Source organism: Aneurinibacillus sp. XH2 (genome assembly GCF_001439585.2).
GTDB classification, from domain to species: Bacteria; Bacillota; Bacilli; order Aneurinibacillales; family Aneurinibacillaceae; genus Aneurinibacillus; species Aneurinibacillus thermoaerophilus.
Genome location: NZ_CP014140.1, coordinates 2804225 through 2820000 on the forward strand (window position 1 = coordinate 2804225; position 15776 = coordinate 2820000).

21 protein-coding genes (1 of these 21 cut by a window edge) are annotated in these 15776 nt (G+C 45.1%); 10 read left to right on the forward strand and 11 right to left on the reverse strand.

Features of this window, described 5'->3' with window-relative positions; all coding sequences use genetic code 11:
- Positions 1–15: 15 nt before the first annotated feature.
- The 3 genes from ytxJ to ACH33_RS13855 all read right to left on the reverse strand — a co-directional run bounded on the left by ytxJ (position 16) and on the right by ACH33_RS13855 (position 1045).
- Positions 16–336, reverse strand: coding sequence for a bacillithiol system redox-active protein YtxJ (gene ytxJ / locus ACH33_RS13845; RefSeq protein ID WP_057899562.1), 321 nt, complete (start codon positions 334–336; stop codon positions 16–18).
- Positions 337–450: 114 nt separating this feature from the next.
- Positions 451–798, reverse strand: a complete 348-nt coding sequence (locus ACH33_RS13850; protein ID WP_082706069.1) for a spore coat protein — start codon at positions 796–798, stop codon at positions 451–453.
- 13 nt (positions 799–811) lie between these two features.
- Entirely contained in the window at positions 812–1045 is a 234-nt protein-coding gene (locus tag ACH33_RS13855; protein ID WP_057899564.1) for a hypothetical protein, read from the reverse strand.
- Between the two features lie 183 nt (positions 1046–1228).
- On the opposite strand from ACH33_RS13855, the gene ACH33_RS13860 reads away from it, so the two are divergent.
- Both ACH33_RS13860 and ACH33_RS13865 read left to right on the forward strand, forming a co-directional pair.
- Positions 1229–2308 carry an isocitrate/isopropylmalate family dehydrogenase gene (locus tag ACH33_RS13860; protein ID WP_057899565.1) on the forward strand — a complete coding sequence of 360 codons (1080 nt, stop codon included), beginning with the start codon at positions 1229–1231 and terminating at the stop codon, positions 2306–2308.
- A gap of 116 nt (positions 2309–2424) precedes the next feature.
- Positions 2425–3957 carry a hypothetical protein gene (locus ACH33_RS13865; RefSeq protein ID WP_057899566.1) on the forward strand — a complete coding sequence of 511 codons (1533 nt, stop codon included), beginning with the start codon at positions 2425–2427 and terminating at the stop codon, positions 3955–3957.
- Positions 3958–4222: 265 nt separating this feature from the next.
- Here ACH33_RS13865 and ACH33_RS13870 read toward each other — a convergent pair whose 3' ends face one another.
- A complete protein-coding gene (locus ACH33_RS13870) occupies positions 4223–4603 on the reverse strand; it encodes a hypothetical protein (protein WP_057899567.1) in 381 nt (126 codons plus the stop codon).
- 74 nt (positions 4604–4677) lie between these two features.
- A complete protein-coding gene (locus ACH33_RS13875; RefSeq protein WP_057899568.1) occupies positions 4678–4887 on the reverse strand; it encodes a hypothetical protein in 210 nt (69 codons plus the stop codon).
- Positions 4888–5126: 239 nt separating this feature from the next.
- Here ACH33_RS13875 and ACH33_RS13880 point away from each other — a divergent pair, with 239 nt between their 5' ends.
- Positions 5127–5840 carry a S1C family serine protease gene (locus ACH33_RS13880; RefSeq protein WP_236781892.1) on the forward strand — a complete coding sequence of 238 codons (714 nt, stop codon included), beginning with the start codon at positions 5127–5129 and terminating at the stop codon, positions 5838–5840.
- A gap of 13 nt (positions 5841–5853) precedes the next feature.
- Here the strand turns inward: ACH33_RS13880 and ACH33_RS13885 are convergent, their stop codons facing one another.
- From ACH33_RS13885 to ACH33_RS13895, 3 genes are all read right to left on the reverse strand, one after another.
- Entirely contained in the window at positions 5854–7434 is a 1581-nt protein-coding gene (locus ACH33_RS13885) for a peptide chain release factor 3 (RefSeq protein ID WP_057899569.1), read from the reverse strand.
- A gap of 173 nt (positions 7435–7607) precedes the next feature.
- A complete protein-coding gene (locus ACH33_RS13890; RefSeq protein WP_057899570.1) occupies positions 7608–8234 on the reverse strand; it encodes a YhcN/YlaJ family sporulation lipoprotein in 627 nt (208 codons plus the stop codon).
- Positions 8235–8337: 103 nt separating this feature from the next.
- A complete protein-coding gene (locus ACH33_RS13895) occupies positions 8338–8769 on the reverse strand; it encodes a CBS domain-containing protein (RefSeq protein ID WP_057899571.1) in 432 nt (143 codons plus the stop codon).
- A gap of 135 nt (positions 8770–8904) precedes the next feature.
- Here ACH33_RS13895 and ACH33_RS13900 point away from each other — a divergent pair, with 135 nt between their 5' ends.
- Positions 8905–10413, forward strand: a complete 1509-nt coding sequence (locus ACH33_RS13900) for a DUF4127 family protein (protein ID WP_162265040.1) — start codon at positions 8905–8907, stop codon at positions 10411–10413.
- 155 nt (positions 10414–10568) lie between these two features.
- Here the strand turns inward: ACH33_RS13900 and ACH33_RS13905 are convergent, their stop codons facing one another.
- Positions 10569–11015: a hypothetical protein gene (locus ACH33_RS13905; protein ID WP_057899573.1), complete on the reverse strand. Its 447-nt coding sequence runs from the start codon at positions 11013–11015 to the stop codon at positions 10569–10571.
- Complete coding sequence (locus ACH33_RS13910; RefSeq protein WP_057899574.1) at positions 11008–11241, reverse strand: hypothetical protein; 234 nt, start codon at positions 11239–11241, stop codon at positions 11008–11010. Before ACH33_RS13910 ends, ACH33_RS13905 begins: the two co-directional genes overlap by 8 nt.
- A gap of 245 nt (positions 11242–11486) precedes the next feature.
- On the opposite strand from ACH33_RS13910, the gene ACH33_RS13915 reads away from it, so the two are divergent.
- The 3 genes from ACH33_RS13915 to ACH33_RS13925 are packed head-to-tail and all read left to right on the forward strand — an operon-like array spanning position 11487 to position 12577.
- Positions 11487–11723 (forward strand): spore coat associated protein CotJA, encoded by a 237-nt coding sequence (locus tag ACH33_RS13915; RefSeq protein WP_057899575.1) that lies wholly within the window; start codon positions 11487–11489, stop codon positions 11721–11723.
- Positions 11720–11980, forward strand: a complete 261-nt coding sequence (locus ACH33_RS13920; protein ID WP_057899576.1) for a spore coat protein CotJB — start codon at positions 11720–11722, stop codon at positions 11978–11980. Before ACH33_RS13915 ends, ACH33_RS13920 begins: the two co-directional genes overlap by 4 nt.
- A 27-nt stretch (positions 11981–12007) precedes the next feature.
- A complete protein-coding gene (locus ACH33_RS13925; protein ID WP_057899577.1) occupies positions 12008–12577 on the forward strand; it encodes a manganese catalase family protein in 570 nt (189 codons plus the stop codon).
- Between the two features lie 46 nt (positions 12578–12623).
- Here ACH33_RS13925 and ACH33_RS13930 read toward each other — a convergent pair whose 3' ends face one another.
- A complete protein-coding gene (locus ACH33_RS13930; RefSeq protein WP_091260143.1) occupies positions 12624–13199 on the reverse strand; it encodes a nitroreductase family protein in 576 nt (191 codons plus the stop codon).
- Between the two features lie 162 nt (positions 13200–13361).
- Between ACH33_RS13930 and recU the strand changes: the two genes are divergently transcribed.
- The 3 genes from recU to ACH33_RS13945 form a co-directional block, all read left to right on the forward strand.
- The gene (gene recU / locus ACH33_RS13935) at positions 13362–14003 is read left to right on the forward strand and encodes a Holliday junction resolvase RecU (protein WP_236781893.1); all 642 of its coding nucleotides are present in this window, start codon (positions 13362–13364) and stop codon (positions 14001–14003) included.
- A gap of 48 nt (positions 14004–14051) precedes the next feature.
- A complete protein-coding gene (locus ACH33_RS13940; RefSeq protein ID WP_057899579.1) occupies positions 14052–14465 on the forward strand; it encodes a DUF309 domain-containing protein in 414 nt (137 codons plus the stop codon).
- Between the two features lie 207 nt (positions 14466–14672).
- On the forward strand, positions 14673–15776 hold the 5' portion of the coding sequence (locus ACH33_RS13945; RefSeq protein WP_082706073.1) for an FAD-dependent oxidoreductase. 180 nt of this gene lie beyond the right edge of the window; only the first 1104 of its 1284 coding nucleotides appear in the window; it begins with the start codon at positions 14673–14675; its stop codon lies off the right edge, out of view.

The following is a 15776-nucleotide window of genomic DNA, read 5'->3' on the forward strand; positions in this document are numbered from 1 at the left end:
TGTTACAAAAATTTCCTATACTATATTTTCTCGCAGATTCTTCTCCGTAATATTCCAATGGGAAGTATGCCATGCCACGCTGCCGTCTTTTATATACAATACTTGCGGCGATTCGTGCTTAACGCCAAAACGATCTGCAATTTCGTTGGATACCGGGCGGGCGGTTTGCACAATTATGAGCGCCCACGGCTTTGTCTCCACACTTTTGACATACTTCATAAACTCGTCGTAAGCTTGGCTGCTAATCGGACAAGTTGTACTGTGCTTCAACAAAATGGCCTCAGGATTCTTCTCTAAAAATTGGTTTAATTCTTCGATGGAAGTCAATTCTTGCATCGTTGTTCCTCTCCTTTCATTCTGTTCATCTTCCTATTTTATATTACCTGTTTTTTTCTCTGGTATAAATACAAAAAGCCGCCTGTATGTTCTACATACAAGCGGGTACCCGCTTTATGTTCCATTCTGCTGCTTCCGTGCCCCTTGCTGCTGTCCGGCTGATGCTTCCGCTGCCTGCCAAGCAGATACGGCTTGTTGCAAATTCTGATTTGTCTGTCTGGCACGAATTGCTGCTTCTGCAATTTCATCCGGCAATGCATAACGCGGAGCCACCCATCCGCTTGCTGCCATAATCTGTCCAATTTCTACGATGTTTTGCAGTGAATGATTCAACAATTGTTGAATCCCCTGTCGAAGCTCCGGGCAGTTCGTCTCCGTCATTGTCTGCGCATACGCGGTAACCATCATTTTCTCGTATGCCAACAATTCACTGGCAATTTGTTTATCTGATACTGGCATCATTCCAGCCCCCTTTCTACTGTACCCCGTGCGGCGGATGCTGATGCTGATTCAGCATTTGACACAGCAGCTGATAATTTTTTTGATGACGTGCGGCCATTTGGCCGCATAATTCTTTCAAGTCCGTGCTTACCACATTGGAAGCCGCATTCATATATGTTTGACAAATCATTTCTTCCTGGCTCATCCGCGCTTCGAGTTGTACAAGTTCGTTGGCGGTCAACGGTTCCATGCGTATCTTCTGTACCATTTTCTTAACCTCCGGCAAAAAGTCAGACTTTATGCATTCGTTAGTTTCTCCAAAATTTCTTTGTATTCCTCATACAAATCCTGTCAATAATAATTGAGATATTTTATGAAATCATGCATAATAAGTAAGGTTGTTTGTTAAATAAAAGAGGAAGAGAAAGATTTCAGAAGAGGTGGTACAGACATGAAAAAAACAGTTGTTGTTATGCAAGGCGACCAGACTGGCCAAGAACTGCTTGAAGAAGCGTTGCGCGTACTTCAGCCTGATGTTATCGGCTTTGAAATTGATTTTGAGACATACGATTTAAGCCTCGAAAATCGCATAAAAACAAATAACGAAGTCGTACACGAAGCAGCGCGCGCAATGAAAAGAACAGGATTTGGCTTAAAGGCGGCCACAATCACGCCGGAAGAAAAGGGCTCTGTAGGCAGCCCGAACGCAATTCTCCGCCGCGAAATCGATGGGAAAGTCATCCTGCGGACAGGCCGCAGAATTCCTGGCATCCGTCCGGTAGCGGGCGCTTACGCTCCAATTTCCGTTGTTCGCATGGCTGTCGGTGATGCTTACGGTGCAAAGGAATGGCGCGAAGGTGAAGGCTTAGATGAAATCGCATACCGCACCGAAAAAATTGATCGCAAAACGTGCCGTGCCGTTGCTGAATTCGCGTTCCGCCATGCACAAAAAACAAACGCTAAAGTATTCGGCGGTCCAAAATACACGGTAAGCCCGATCTATGAAGGCATGCTGAAAGAAGAAATGGATGCCGTAAGCAAACGCTACCCAAATGTAAAATACGAACCACAACTCATTGACGCTACATATGCGTTGCTGCTTTCTTCCGCTGGTGACGCGATGGTCATTCCGGCTTTGAACCGCGACGGCGACTGCCTAAGCGATATGGTGTTGCAAATGTTTGGTTCTATCGCGGGCGCTGAATCCGTCCTGCTCGGTTTCGACGAAAATTTCAACACACAAGCCGTAATGGTAGAGGCACCGCACGGTACCGCTCCGGCTCTCCAAGGCAAAAACATCGCGAACCCGATGGCGATGATTCTTGCTTCCGCATCCCTGCTCACATATTTCCATGAACAAAACGCATATGCAGCTTCCCGCGCAATTTACGAAGCGACCATTGAAGCCGTAAGCCAAGGCGTGCGTACGGCCGATCTAGGCGGAAGTGCAACAACAACCGAATTTACGGATGAAGTAATCAAACGTGTAAAAACAAAACTAGACGTATGGGCTACCATGCAAAATTTCTAATCTGTATCCTTTTATAGGTATAATAAAAATAAGAGGTCCATTCCTCTGTGAGGATATGGGCCTCTTATACTTCATCGCTGCCATGCGCTCTGTGGTCTGGAAAGGAGGGATACAGCTTGAGATATGCAAAGCGTATATTGGTGATCAGCACTATAACGGTACTCCTATGCTCCTTTGTTCTTGTCGCAAATAATATATCGGCTGATTTTTCCTACCGGATTAAAAGTTTCGTGCTCAGCGATTATAAAATCAATTTAGGTGGCTGGATGGAGGACGTTAAACCAGTAACAACCGAGAAACGTTACGAACATGCTATCTATACGCGTTACGATTACAAAAAAGACGGACGCTTCTTCCGGTTGACCATAGCCAAGATAAAAAACGGAGATATTTTATACTTCGCCGAAAACCATGCTACTCCTAAGGCGAACAAAGCGTTCCTTCAAATTACTGTCAAAGAAAACGAACCAAGATACGTGCATATGTTCGCACCCGGTAAACCCCCGGCCTGGCAAAGATGGGATGAACTTCCCAACTCATTATCTAAAGCCGCGTACGTGGACGGCCAAAAATTGTTCTACCGGATTGGTAAAGCGGAAGTATACCGTCCTCTCGGCTATACTGTCTACGAAGAGCTCCCATATTATGCATCCGATGTGCAGGTGGTGCAAAACGGATACACGCAATACAAAGTCACCTTACCCGCAGACAGCACTTCCATGAGCACTGCCTGGGGCATACTCGCCGGCCATCCTCTAATTAACTGGAATGAGCCAAAAGCGTACAAAAAAGCGTTAGAAATCGAATTCGAACATGACAAAAAACTGCGGGCAGACGGTGCATACTCCATTATTCCGGAAAACTACGAACCAAGTTCGAAAATGGCCTTCTACCGGAACCCTGCTAATGGCGAAGGGTTGCACGCTAATGATTTCGTATCTTATCCAGCGATGGGCAGCCTGTTTATGGATATCGCCACTCATCTAGCCTATACGGCAGTGCAATCACAGAACGAAGAGGGCTACTGGCCCACGTATCCGCGTTCACAATGGCTCCGCCGCGAATATAACATTGATTACGCCTATATGGATAACCGTCGAAACGCCGACAATGCGCTGTTTTTATTGCGCTACGTGCAGCAAAAACCCGATCCGGATATTAGGGAAACTTTGCGCAAGTGGGACCATTATATGCTGCGCTATATCGACAAATATAGTCAGAAAGCTGGCGATAAAACGATCAGCTTTATTCCTGATTATGTAGGTGCTCAAAACAGCAGGCGGACGCACACGTCGCTCAACCATCTGGCTGCCAACATGAATTATCTGCTGGAAGCATATTTATATGATCAAAACCCGGCCAAAAAACAGGCGGCCTCCAAGCTGTTCGCCGCTATTAAGGCAACCAAGGAAAAATGGGTACGTCCCGACTCCAACTTTTACTATGCCTTAACCCCGGGTCTCATGCCTTACCCGGCGGAAGATTATTATAAATTAACGCACGATGATTTGTTGCATTCGCAAAAACTGCTTGTATTGCTCTATGGAAAACCGAGCGATGCGTTGCAGTATCTTATCACGAAAAAAGAAAAATGGATGCAAAAACACCCCGTTCCTACGCTTACGTTCCCGGATATCAAAACCCCCTGACAGCCGAACGTCAGGGGGCTCCTCTATGTTCACGCCTTTAAGAGCTTTTCTTTCTCTTTGCGGCAATAAACATCATGGATAACAAAATGAGCGGAATGGCCATCGATGCAATCAAACCGAACATGGCAATTTGTTGCCCACCCATCTTAAGCGTACCTCCCACATTTATTTACTTCTATTGTAATAAAAAGATTAGGGAAATGTCTACCAAAAAAACGGATAAATATCCTTCTATCTACCCGTTTTTTTAATAAATTGTAAAACTTTATTCACATTTCGAGCGCGCTACTTCCCGTAAAGAAACAAGCACCTGCCTGAGCCATTGCTTATCCCCCAGCGATTTGGCCAGAAGATATAGGTCGAGCCATTCATCAACGGTAAAGCAAGGTTTTTGCGCGCAGGTCTTTAGCATCATGCGCGTAAATATGGAATGTTCAGCAAACGAAATCGCCTTTGTTCCTTTTTCGGTGTGCAGCCGCTGTAAGCATTGCTTCAACTCTTCTTTAATTTGTTCAACTAATTCGTGGTGCCCGCAATAGCAGCACCAGTACATAGGCACATGTTCGATTTGCGTATGGTTCATATAGACAAGCTTTCGCAAATACAAATGCATTACATGGCCGCAACGGTTACACTGCTTTTCCATTGTCGTTCCCCTTTCCCGACACACACTATCAGTTTGCCTTATATGTATTCAGGAAAGGCGACTTTTAACCCACTTTAATATCTGGCATTTATTTTCTGACACACCGGGCAAATCGCTACCCGTACTGAACCACCTGTTTCATCTTCTACCACATACCCTTTAAGATTCTTATTGGAATCACAGTACATACATTCTGAAGAAAATTCCATGTCAAAATTCGCTTTCCAGGCGAAAGGTTTAAAAATTTGTCCCGTATAAATAGATAAAGGCATTTCATTCATCATTACAGACCTCCTTGGTATTCCACTGTATGTATTTTCTAGCATGTACCAGAAACGTCTGCTTTATACGAATTATAAGAAAATAAATACTTTCACACTGTCCAACAAGCAACATAAACTATATGGAGAAAAAAGATTCGCTCTTATCCCAAATGGTCAAAGGCAAATCATATACTTGGCAGAAGAAGCTATCCTTGCCTAGAGGCCGATTCTTCGCCCCAGTGCAGGAAGGAGGAAAGAGATTGAAAAGAAAAGTAACGCATATAACGCGTACATTCCGCAAACCTTCCTACATGCATCCCGCCAATTTTTTCGTTCCAATCGTTGAAAAAGTAAAACCTGCCATTATTTCCATTACAACGGAAGACTACGCGGTCAACAAAAAAATGACACAAATTCTTCATAATTTTTTATTTCCGAATTCACAGCCTCACGAAAAAGAAGTGCGCCGCAGCTTCGGCACCGGCTTTATCATTCATCCGCGCGGTTATATTTTAACGAGCGAGCACGTGATTCATAACGCCCGCGTAATTTACGTTAAGCTCTATTCAGGAGAAGTGAAAAAGGCGAACGTCGTTTGGAGTAATCCGAAACGCGATCTCGCGCTACTTCACATACAAACCCGCAATCCGCTACCTGTACTTCCTCTTGGTTCCTCCACAGAAGCACAGGTCGGGGAACTTGTCATCTCCATCGGCAATCCACTCGGTCTGGAAAATACAGTTACAACCGGCATTATCAGCGCAAAAAACCGGCCGGTTCAAATCGCCGACCGGAAGTATGAAGACATCATTCAAACAGACGCCGCGATCAATCCTGGAAACAGCGGAGGCCCGCTCATTAATATGAACGGTGAAGCAATCGGCATGAACGCCTTTATTATCCGGGACAACCATGGGCTTGGGTTCGCCATCGGCATCGATAGCATCAAGCCGTTTATCCGAAAATTCCTTTAGATTCCTTACCTTATCATTCGTACGATGTGCTGACGAACTCCACATCCGGATTTTTCTCCTTCGCCCAGCGTTCAGCGAATTCGTTTTCCAACAGCACGACCAGCCTTCCTTCCCGGTCGCGTACAACAAGACTGCCTCCATACTGGATGAGATTTAATTCATGTTCTTTTTTGTTCCCTTTCACCCAGCGGGCAAGTGTAAAACCTAGCGGCTGAAGCTCTACATCTACCCCATATTCGTTGCGCATACGGTATTCAAAAACTTCAAGCTGCAATTGGCCCACCACGCCGAGAATCAACGTTTCGGCGCCGGGAGCGGCCGTCGTGAAATATTGGACAGCCCCTTCTTCCGTAAGCTGCTGCATTCCTTTATGAAATTGCTTATATTTCATCGTGTCTTTGGCGCGTACCTTCGCAAAAATCTCAGGCGAAAAATGTGGAATATCCGCAAAGCTAAACGTCTGATTTCCTTCTACCAGCGTATCGCCGATGCCAAACGTTCCTGGATCAAATAAGCCAATAATGTCTCCTGGATACGCTTCTTCCACAATGTTGCGTTCCTGTGCCAGAAATTGCTGAGGCTGAGAAAGCTTGATACGTTTTCCAGTGCGCACGTGTTGTACGGTCATCCCTCGAATAAATTTGCCCGAAACAATGCGCAAAAAAGCGATTCGATCACGGTGCGCAGGATTCATATTTGCCTGAATTTTAAACACGAATCCGGAAAACTTGTTGTGCTCTGGAGAAATGAGGCCCTTATCGCTCATACGGGGAGCCGGTCCCGGAGCCAGCCTGAGGAAATACTCAAGGAACGACTCTACACCGAAGTTTGTCAGCGCGCTCCCAAAAAAGACAGGCGTCAATAATCCATTGTCAATTTTTTCACGATCAAACGGATCACCCGCGATATCAAGTAGCTCAATATCTTCTTTCAGCTTCATATATCTTTCTTCGCCCAACAGTTCCTTCACTTTCTCATTACTTTTTCCCTCCTGGAATACGGGGAAAATATGGCGTCCTTTTTCTCCATGTTTAAAAAGTTCCACCTGCTGCCTCTCCCGATCATATACTCCTTTAAAATCAATGCCAGAACCAATTGGCCAGTTCATCGGACAGGAGCGGATGCCAAGCACTTCTTCCAGTTCCTCTAATAAAGCTAGCGGATCTTTCGATTCACGATCCATTTTGTTGATAAAAGTAAAAATCGGAATTTTTCGCATCCGACATACTTCAAACAACTTAATGGTCTGTGGTTCTACTCCTTTGGCGGCATCAATTAACATTACCGCACTATCAGCTGCCGTCAACGTACGGTATGTATCTTCGCTAAAGTCCTGATGCCCTGGAGTGTCCAGAATGTTAACCGCATATCCATTATAGGAGAACTGCATTACGCTGGAGGTTACCGAAATTCCGCGCTGCTTTTCGATTTCCATCCAGTCGGATGTCGCTTGTAGTTTGGATTTACGACTTTTTACCATGCCTGCCGTATGAATGGCTCCACCAAAATAAAGCAGTTTTTCAGTCAATGTCGTCTTCCCGGCGTCCGGGTGAGAAATAATTGCAAACGTTTTTCTTGGTCTTGCTGTTGCCATGTATGTGAAAACGCCTCCGTTTTGTAATGTTTATGCAAAAGGAAAAACAGGCGGCAGTTCTGGCGCCTGTTTTTCTTCTCATTGTCCACATTTAACTATGATACCATGTTTCCTCCCATCGCAAAAGAAAAAGAGAATACCCATCCGGACATTCCCTTTCTCTTCCATTTAACTTAACGAAACGGCGCGGTAACAGAACGGCCGATATCACGGATTAACTGAGTAATGTCCCGTCCAAACGTACGCATCGCATTCGTCCCCTTGTTTCCCATATTAGCGCTTAGCGTGCGGATGCGCTGGGTGAGCGTTTTATCCGCGGTAACATGGATCGTATATCCCGGTTCAGCTCGCCTTAGCGCTTCATGAACGCTGCGCTCCAACATTTTCATATTGGATGCAGTCGCTCCTTCAACGCCGATCACTGCATCGCGATCGTACACAATCGCTGTAGCGCGAGTCACACCGTGGACATTGGCCGCAAGCTGTGCCATTCTTTCGGCGGCTTTTTGATCTTGTTCGACGGTACTATGGGGACGGGCCCCATAAATGTTATATTGCCCTGCTCTGGCATTCGGGTACATATACGCCATATCTGGACGCAGACTGTACTGTTGTGTACCGTACGGGCGAATGCCGAAATTATCATCCATGACCGTGCCGTTGGTACGATACTGATTGAGGCGGTACGTTTCGGATTGCGTTTTGGTCGTGCCATCTTTTCTCGGACCGCACGCCGCAAGCGATCCAGCCATCATAAGTGCTAAAGACATGATAATCACTTGCTTGAATGCTTTGTGCATGCGTTTCACCTCCACGCTTAGTTTGCGTAGAAGAAAGTTTCATGATTACTAAAATAAATGGCAAAAGAGCCGAGAAAATTTTCCCCGGCCCTTCCTTCCCATGTTATCCTCTGTTAGGATAGTTTTGGGAAATATCAGAGAGAGCCATGCCCGCTTCGTTCTGATAAATGTCTTGCACGGCAAGGTCGCCAAGGGAAACGATGCCGACCAGTTGATTGTGATCCACAACCGGGAGACGGCGAATTTGATTTTTCGCCATCAAATCAGCCGCTTCATGAACGTCCATATCAGCGGGTGCGGTGATGATGTTGTGCGTCATAACGTCGCGCACTTTCGTCTGACTATCACGATTGTGTGCGGATGCGCGAGTGGCGATATCGCGGTCGGTGATCATACCGACACACTGACCGTTTTCAACGACAGGAACAGCGCCAACGTTATATTCATTCATGATTCGTGCCGCCTCTTCCAATGTCTGGTTCGGCTGAACGGTAGCAACTTGCCTTGTCATAATATCCTGCAAACGTTGCGACATGTGCTTTTCCCTCCCGTATGCTTGTGTCGGATTCATGTGAATCCTTTTATAGCGTGATGAATATAACTAAAACGTATGCATGGTCAATTCTGTAAACCAAGGAGAGATGAAGTGAAGTTTTTTGGGGTTTGGATAATGATGTTCTTTTTTTTGCTCGCATGCTCCGCATCATCCGTATCGGCAAGTGGATCGTTCGCCGGAAAAAAGATTGTGCTTATCCCGCTTGACAGCCGTCCGGTCAATACTGAATACATAAAAATGCTCAGCGAAATCGGCGGCGCGTCTGTCGTTTACCCTGAAGATGGCCTCGATCATTATGAACGCCCGTCCGATTACGCAAAAATAAAGTCGTTTTTAATACAGCAGTTGCCCACAGCTGATGCCGTTTTTATCTGCGTTCCGCAGTGGCTAAACGGGAGTCTAATTGAAGGACGGCATGCGGAAAGCTATGTGCGAAATGCATACCGTCTGGCTGAGTTACAAAGCATTCTAAGTGCATATAAATATAAAACCATATACCTTATTGGGCTTATTCCCAGGGAGAAGCCTTCGTACATCACTCCCGCTTTCAAATATTCGACGGAGCTTACGCAATACGGCCGTAAGTATGCACAGTACATGATGGCTAACACGGTCAAAGGCAGGAATTATATGCTCTACTTTCTGCGTCAAATGCAGAATACCATCCCGTTTTCATATGTTAGAGATTATTTGAAACTGTTTAACGAAAACACCCGTGTTCTTTATACTATGGCGGATTGGGCGAAAGCAGGGTTGGTCGACGGCGTCGTGATCGGTCTGGATGACACAAGCGATATGGGTCTTCCAAAATTTAATGAAATGCGTCTTCTCCAGTACTGCAAAGAGCAAAACATACGAAACGTGTACATCATGCCTGGAGCAGATGATATTACAGCACTGCTGCTGGCCCGTTACAAAAACGAATTGTCCGGCTCTGCTTCACGTTATGACGTAACATTTTCACACGAACAATTACAAAATACGATCAAAGCGTATGATGGACAACCGCTTGCAGAAGTAATCCGGAAAAAAATCGCGTTTGTCCAGCCGAAGTCCCCTGCTTCCGGACAGCCCGCCCTTCTTTCTCTCTATGTTCATTCGCACGAAGAGCCAATAGAAAATCTGCAGAACTGGATTCGTGCACATCCTAACAACTTGCGCGGTGTGGCTGATGTCTCTTACGCAAGCTTTCTTGAAACAGGTTGGATGGAAAATTATTTACGACAGAAGCTCTCCAGCAAAATTCACAGTTATGCGGCGTGGAATACAAGTGGAAATACCATCGGGCTGCTGGTGGCGCACCTGGAGATGATCCGCGATGAACCAACATGGAATGAAGCTCATGAACGTTGGCTTGCACTCCGCTACGCCGAAGATTACTATTACAATACAATTAAACGTTACGAATACGCATTGCGCTACTCCTCTAGCAAAAAAGTGCCACCTCTCGAAGAGAAGATGTTAATGGAGAACGTGACCAAGCGCACCAATCAATTTCTCGCCACCCTCTCTCTCGCCACGCGAAAAAACGGGCGATATGTCGCTATTTCTCCCGCTCCGCGCATCGCAAAGGCTGAGCTTCCGTGGCATCGCATCTTTGAAATCGGCTACACCTTTCGCTAGACAAAATGCACAAAGCTTTTTCTCTCGTTCTTTTTCGGCCGCGAAGCAAAACAGCCGCGACACTGCAAAATAATAAGCGAAATATTTAGGAAATTTTTCTGTTCGATAAAAAAGGCGCGAATCGCACAACATCATGTGCAATCCGCGCCCTTTTTTTATTCCGCTTTCGGTGTCGTAATGATTTTTGCGATTTCCGGAATTTTCATGTTGCTATTAAGGTCATATGTTCCATAACGTACCAAACCCATCAGACCAGTATCGTTTAAATATTTATTCAGCAATTTCCTATCAGGAATAATATGTGCCTTCTCAAGAATCTCCGCTACCTTCTCTGGACTCATGCCCTTCTCAATAACCAGCCGGTATGTATATACTTTTGGCTCAGGCTGTGTCTGTTTAGGAATAGAAGTTGCGGCTTTCGGCATTTCAATCGCCTTGATCGGCTGCGTAGCCGGATCTTTTCGTTCCACGTTTTCCGCCTGCACCGAAGCTGCTTTCTCTGGCGATTCGCTATAATATACAAACGACAGTACCGCCGTCGAAAATAAAACGCCCGCAGCGAAGCCGCGCAAACTATTTTTGTTTACCTGAAGCTTAAGCACCTTCTTTTTTCTCCTTTAAACTTTCTTTTGACCGGCGGTTTTCCCCCAATTTGTTGTTTCCTTGCGGCACAAGCGTACTTTGTATCTGATGGATTTCTTTAAGAATCTGAATAGAGAGATTCTCCATTTTTTCTTCCAATTGCACAGCCTGATCTTTCTCTTTATAGAAGGAATAAACCAAAATCCCAATGCCCAACAAAAGCAAACCAATAATCGCGTATTCCATACTCTCCTCCAACTCAATTATTTTTTGCGTATGGGGTATTCTTTTTTTTACTCTGTTTCTTTATATACCATACTTTTTTGAAAAGGCAAGGGAAAATCAATATAAGAACCAATTTCTGTACATAAATAAAGACGAATTTTGTCGAACAATGAAAATCGCCCCATTTTTATCCAATTTGTACTAATTGAAAAACAACCTCCATATTTATAAAAAAGATTGAATATGAAAGAAAGGAGCGCGCACGCATGCATACGTTTCGCAAAAGATATCGTACGTATGTAAGTCCCTTTGATCCCTGCCCTCCAATAATAAAAAGGACATATGAAACTCCGCCTCAGCTTTATATGGGTTTTCAGCCTTATGGTCTTCCTCAAGTCCCCCCTGCCGAAGCCCTACGTCTTGGTACCCTGTGGCCCGCACTGTACGCGCCTTATCAAAGTCCATACAAAGATAAATACGGCCGGGGAGGGACAGATGAATGAAGCAAGTGGATGAGAAATACTATGACCTTCTTCTTGAAATTCAACAGACTGATTTTGTTATTTTAGAACTAAATCTTTATCTTAATACCCATCCAAATGACCAGGCAGCTATCGTCCAGTATAACGAATACGTACAAAGAAGTATGCAACTGAAAAAAAATTTTGAATCAATATATGGGCCGCTTACAAGTTTTGGTTACAGCTATTCTCCAACACCCTGGAAATGGGGGAAATCTCCTTGGCCCTGGCAAATCTAAAAATATACGCGAAGGAGGCTTTCTACTTTGTGGTTTTATGAAAAGAAGCTGCAATATCCGGTACGTGTCAGCAAATGTGATGTTCGCATGGCCAAATTTTTAATCGAGCAATACGGCGGCTCCGACGGGGAACTGGCGGCGGCACTCCGGTATTTGAACCAACGCTACACCGTACCGGATAAAGTGATCGGCGTGCTCAATGATATCGGAACCGAGGAGCTGGCTCATCTAGAAATGATTGCGACAATGGTGTATAAACTGACAAAGGACGCAACACCGGAAGAGTTGGAGAAACACGGTTTAGGTGAACACTATGCTAACCATGACAAAGCGCTATTTTATAACAACGCCGCTGGAGTACCGTTTTCCGTGACATATATCGCGGCCAAAGGCGATCCGATTGCCGATTTGTATGAAGATATTGCTGCCGAAGAAAAAGCGCGCGCCACATACCAATGGCTTATTAACATGACAGATGATCCGGATTTGAAAGACTCGCTCAGTTTCCTGCGTGAGCGAGAAATCGTTCATTCCCAACGCTTCCGCGAGGCTGTCGAAATCCTCAAAGAAGAACGTGACCACAAAAAAATCTTTTAGCCTGCCATAAAAAGCAAAAAAAGAGGGATGGTCTTATCCCTCTTTCTTAGCTCCACCACTCAGTCTTTTGTTCGACAGGAATGCGGCGGGATTCGCGCACCATATCCGGTCTGCCAATATAAACGAGCCCCATTAGCCGATCTTTTGCCCCAAGTCCAAATAATTCTTTCATAACAGGATGGTAACTCGGCGCCCCTGTTCGCCAAATCGCACCGTATCCAAGCGCGTGAGCAGCCAAAAGCATGTTTTGGATGCTGGCCGCAACCGCCGCGAACTCTTCCGCTTCCACCACGTACTCCTCTTCATGCGGCAAGCAGGCTACTGCGATGACAAGTGGCGCACGGAACGCCTTATTCATGCTTTTTTCATACAATGCCTTCGTTTCTGCATCCGTGAGCCCCTCCCCTTTTTCTAATAAAGCGATTTTTGCGTACGCCTCGCCTAGCCTTTTTCTTCCGTTTCCAGTTATTACAAAATATTTCCATGGCTGTGTATTGAAATGACTGGGTGCCCAATTGCCGGCTTCGAGAATTTTCTCAATATCTTCGCGCGGCACCGGATCATCTTTTACTTTTCCGATCGTCCGTCTTGTCATGATCAATTCTAACAGGTCGTTCATCATATCCTCCTTCGTTTATATGTCTGTTCCTCTCAAAAACGCTGCAAGCGGTTCGGCAAACAAATGCGTATCCCTTCTCCTTTTCTTTAGCTCTTGACTTGCCCACAGGTATAACTTTTTTCTTCTTTCTGTTATTATACAATAGATGAAAAAGGAGGGAGCACATTGCGGAACATTCGCTATCCAAACGGAAAATTCCCCGCTCTGCAACATTCCGATGCCGAACTTCCTAACCGCATGAGAGCGGAAGATTTTCTCACGCTTATCCAAGATAAGCAAACATCAGCAGCGGGCCGCGGCATGTCGCTTGAGGAGGATGTTAATGAGAGCAATGCATACTATGTAGCACATGAAATTGCTTCCGTCCACAAAAAGCCGACACCCGTTCAAATCGTAAAAGTCGATTATCCTTCTCGTTCTTCAGCCGTTATCCGGGAAGCATATTTCCGTCAACCTTCGACAACGGACTATAACGGAGTATTTGAAGGACGCTACCTCGACTTCGAAGCGAAAGAGACCCGCAACAAAACGTCGCTTCCGCTCAACAACTTCCATGCCCACCAAATTAATCACATGCGACTTGTACTGAAGCAAAAGGGCATTTCCTTTGCGATTATCCGTTTCATCTTACATGATGAGACATATGTGCTGGATGCCGCTCATATTATCCGTTTCTGGGAGGAAGCTGCCTGCGGTGGCCGCAAATCCATTCCGTATAGTTATATTCAAAAGCATGGTTATTTGATTCCAGAGGGCTTCCGACCGCGTCTCGATTATTTATCGGTCATTAAGCGGCATTACTTTTAGTTTGCTTACCGATGAACCCTCTGATTCTAAGGAAAAGGAGCGGGCGTTGTGTATCATCGTTTATATATTGAATATCTATATTATTTTAATGTCGAACAAGATTATTATGAATGCCATGAAGTGATGGAAGAATTATGGCTGAATGAAGGGCGGAACCGCCTGCTTCAAGCACTGTTGCAAGTAGCGGTGGGACTTCATCATTTCCGCAATGGAAACGTCGAGGGAGCTATCCGCCTGTTTGAAGCAGCGCTGGCCAAATCAAAAGAAACATGGAGCGGCAAGCTTGGCATCGATACAGATAAACTGTTTAACGAGACGAGAGAATATGTAAAGAAACTATACGCGTACGAAAAAGTTCCCTTTTCGTTTTATCCTTTGCATATCTTCATTTTAGATCCTGAGCTTGAAAAAGCGGTTATTAATTGCGTTCCAAAAGGGGTATCCGAAGAAGACAAATTTTAACTCTGAGAAAATGAGGCTGATTCATTAGCCTCATTTTTTATTTCGCATCAAATGGTTGACATCACCAAAAACCATTCGTATAATAAAGATAAATAATTATTTAAAACCATTATAAATTAATAATCAAAAGAAATAAATAACTGCCATTGATTAATGACTGCGTAATTTGTGTAAAGTAAGACAGAGAGAATTCAGGAGGCGATTAAAATGGAAAATCACGTAATTGTATATACGAGTCAAGGGTGCCCGTATTGCAAAAAAGTCAAGGAACAATTGACCGCATGGGGCGTGCCCTTTGAAGAAAGAAATGTATCGGAGAACTACAAATACTTCGAAGAATTGCAGCAAAAAAAGATTTTTGGAACACCAGCTACTTACATCAATGGTAAACTGGTGCTCGGTTTCCAGGAAGCAAAAATGAAAAAATTGCTAAACCTGCCGGAAGAGACGGAAGTACCAAAAGCCGAACCAGCTGCACAAAACAATGCAGAAGCAAAACCGCAAGAAAAAACAGGCGACATTTTTCAAGCTGTTGATCAAAAAATTCTTGATGAAGTATATGATTTTGTTACAATCGGCGGTGGTCCTGCCGGGGCTTCCGCAGCGGTATACGCGGCGCGCGGCCGCCTGAAGACTCTTGTCATTGACAAGGCACCAGCCGCCGGCACGCTGGCAATTACCCACAAAATCGCTAACTATCCGGGCGTACGCGAAGAGCTAACAGGCCTTGAACTGCTTCAGCGCATGCAGGCACAGGCACACGATTTCGGAGCTACGTTCGTACGCACAAACGTATTGTCTGTAGACTTTTCCGACGCAGAAATCAAGAAATTGGAAGTTCCTGAAGGAACCATTAAAGCCAAAAGTGTATTTATTGCCGTTGGAGCCAAAGCGCCTTCCAGCAAAATTAAAGGAGAAGAAGAATTTACGGGCCGCGGGGTGAGCTACTGCTCTACATGTGACGCCGCATTCTTCCAGGATCGTACGGTTGTCGTCACGGGAGACAATGAAGAAGCCGTACACGAAGCGGAAGCACTCTCCAAATTCTGCAAAGAAGTCCGTTTCCTGCTTCCGACAGGTACCGTGAAAGGACAGGCTGACCTTTCCATACTTGAGGCGAAAGACAACGTAAAAATTTATAAAAAGTACCGTGTAAAAGAAATTCTTGGCGAAAACAGCGTGGAAAAAGTCGTTGTCCAAAACGATCAAAAAGAGCTAGAAACATGGGATATTGATGGCGTTTTCCTCTACCTTGCTGGAATGAAACCGGGCACTGACTTCCTTAAGGACGCGGTGGAACGCGACGAAGAA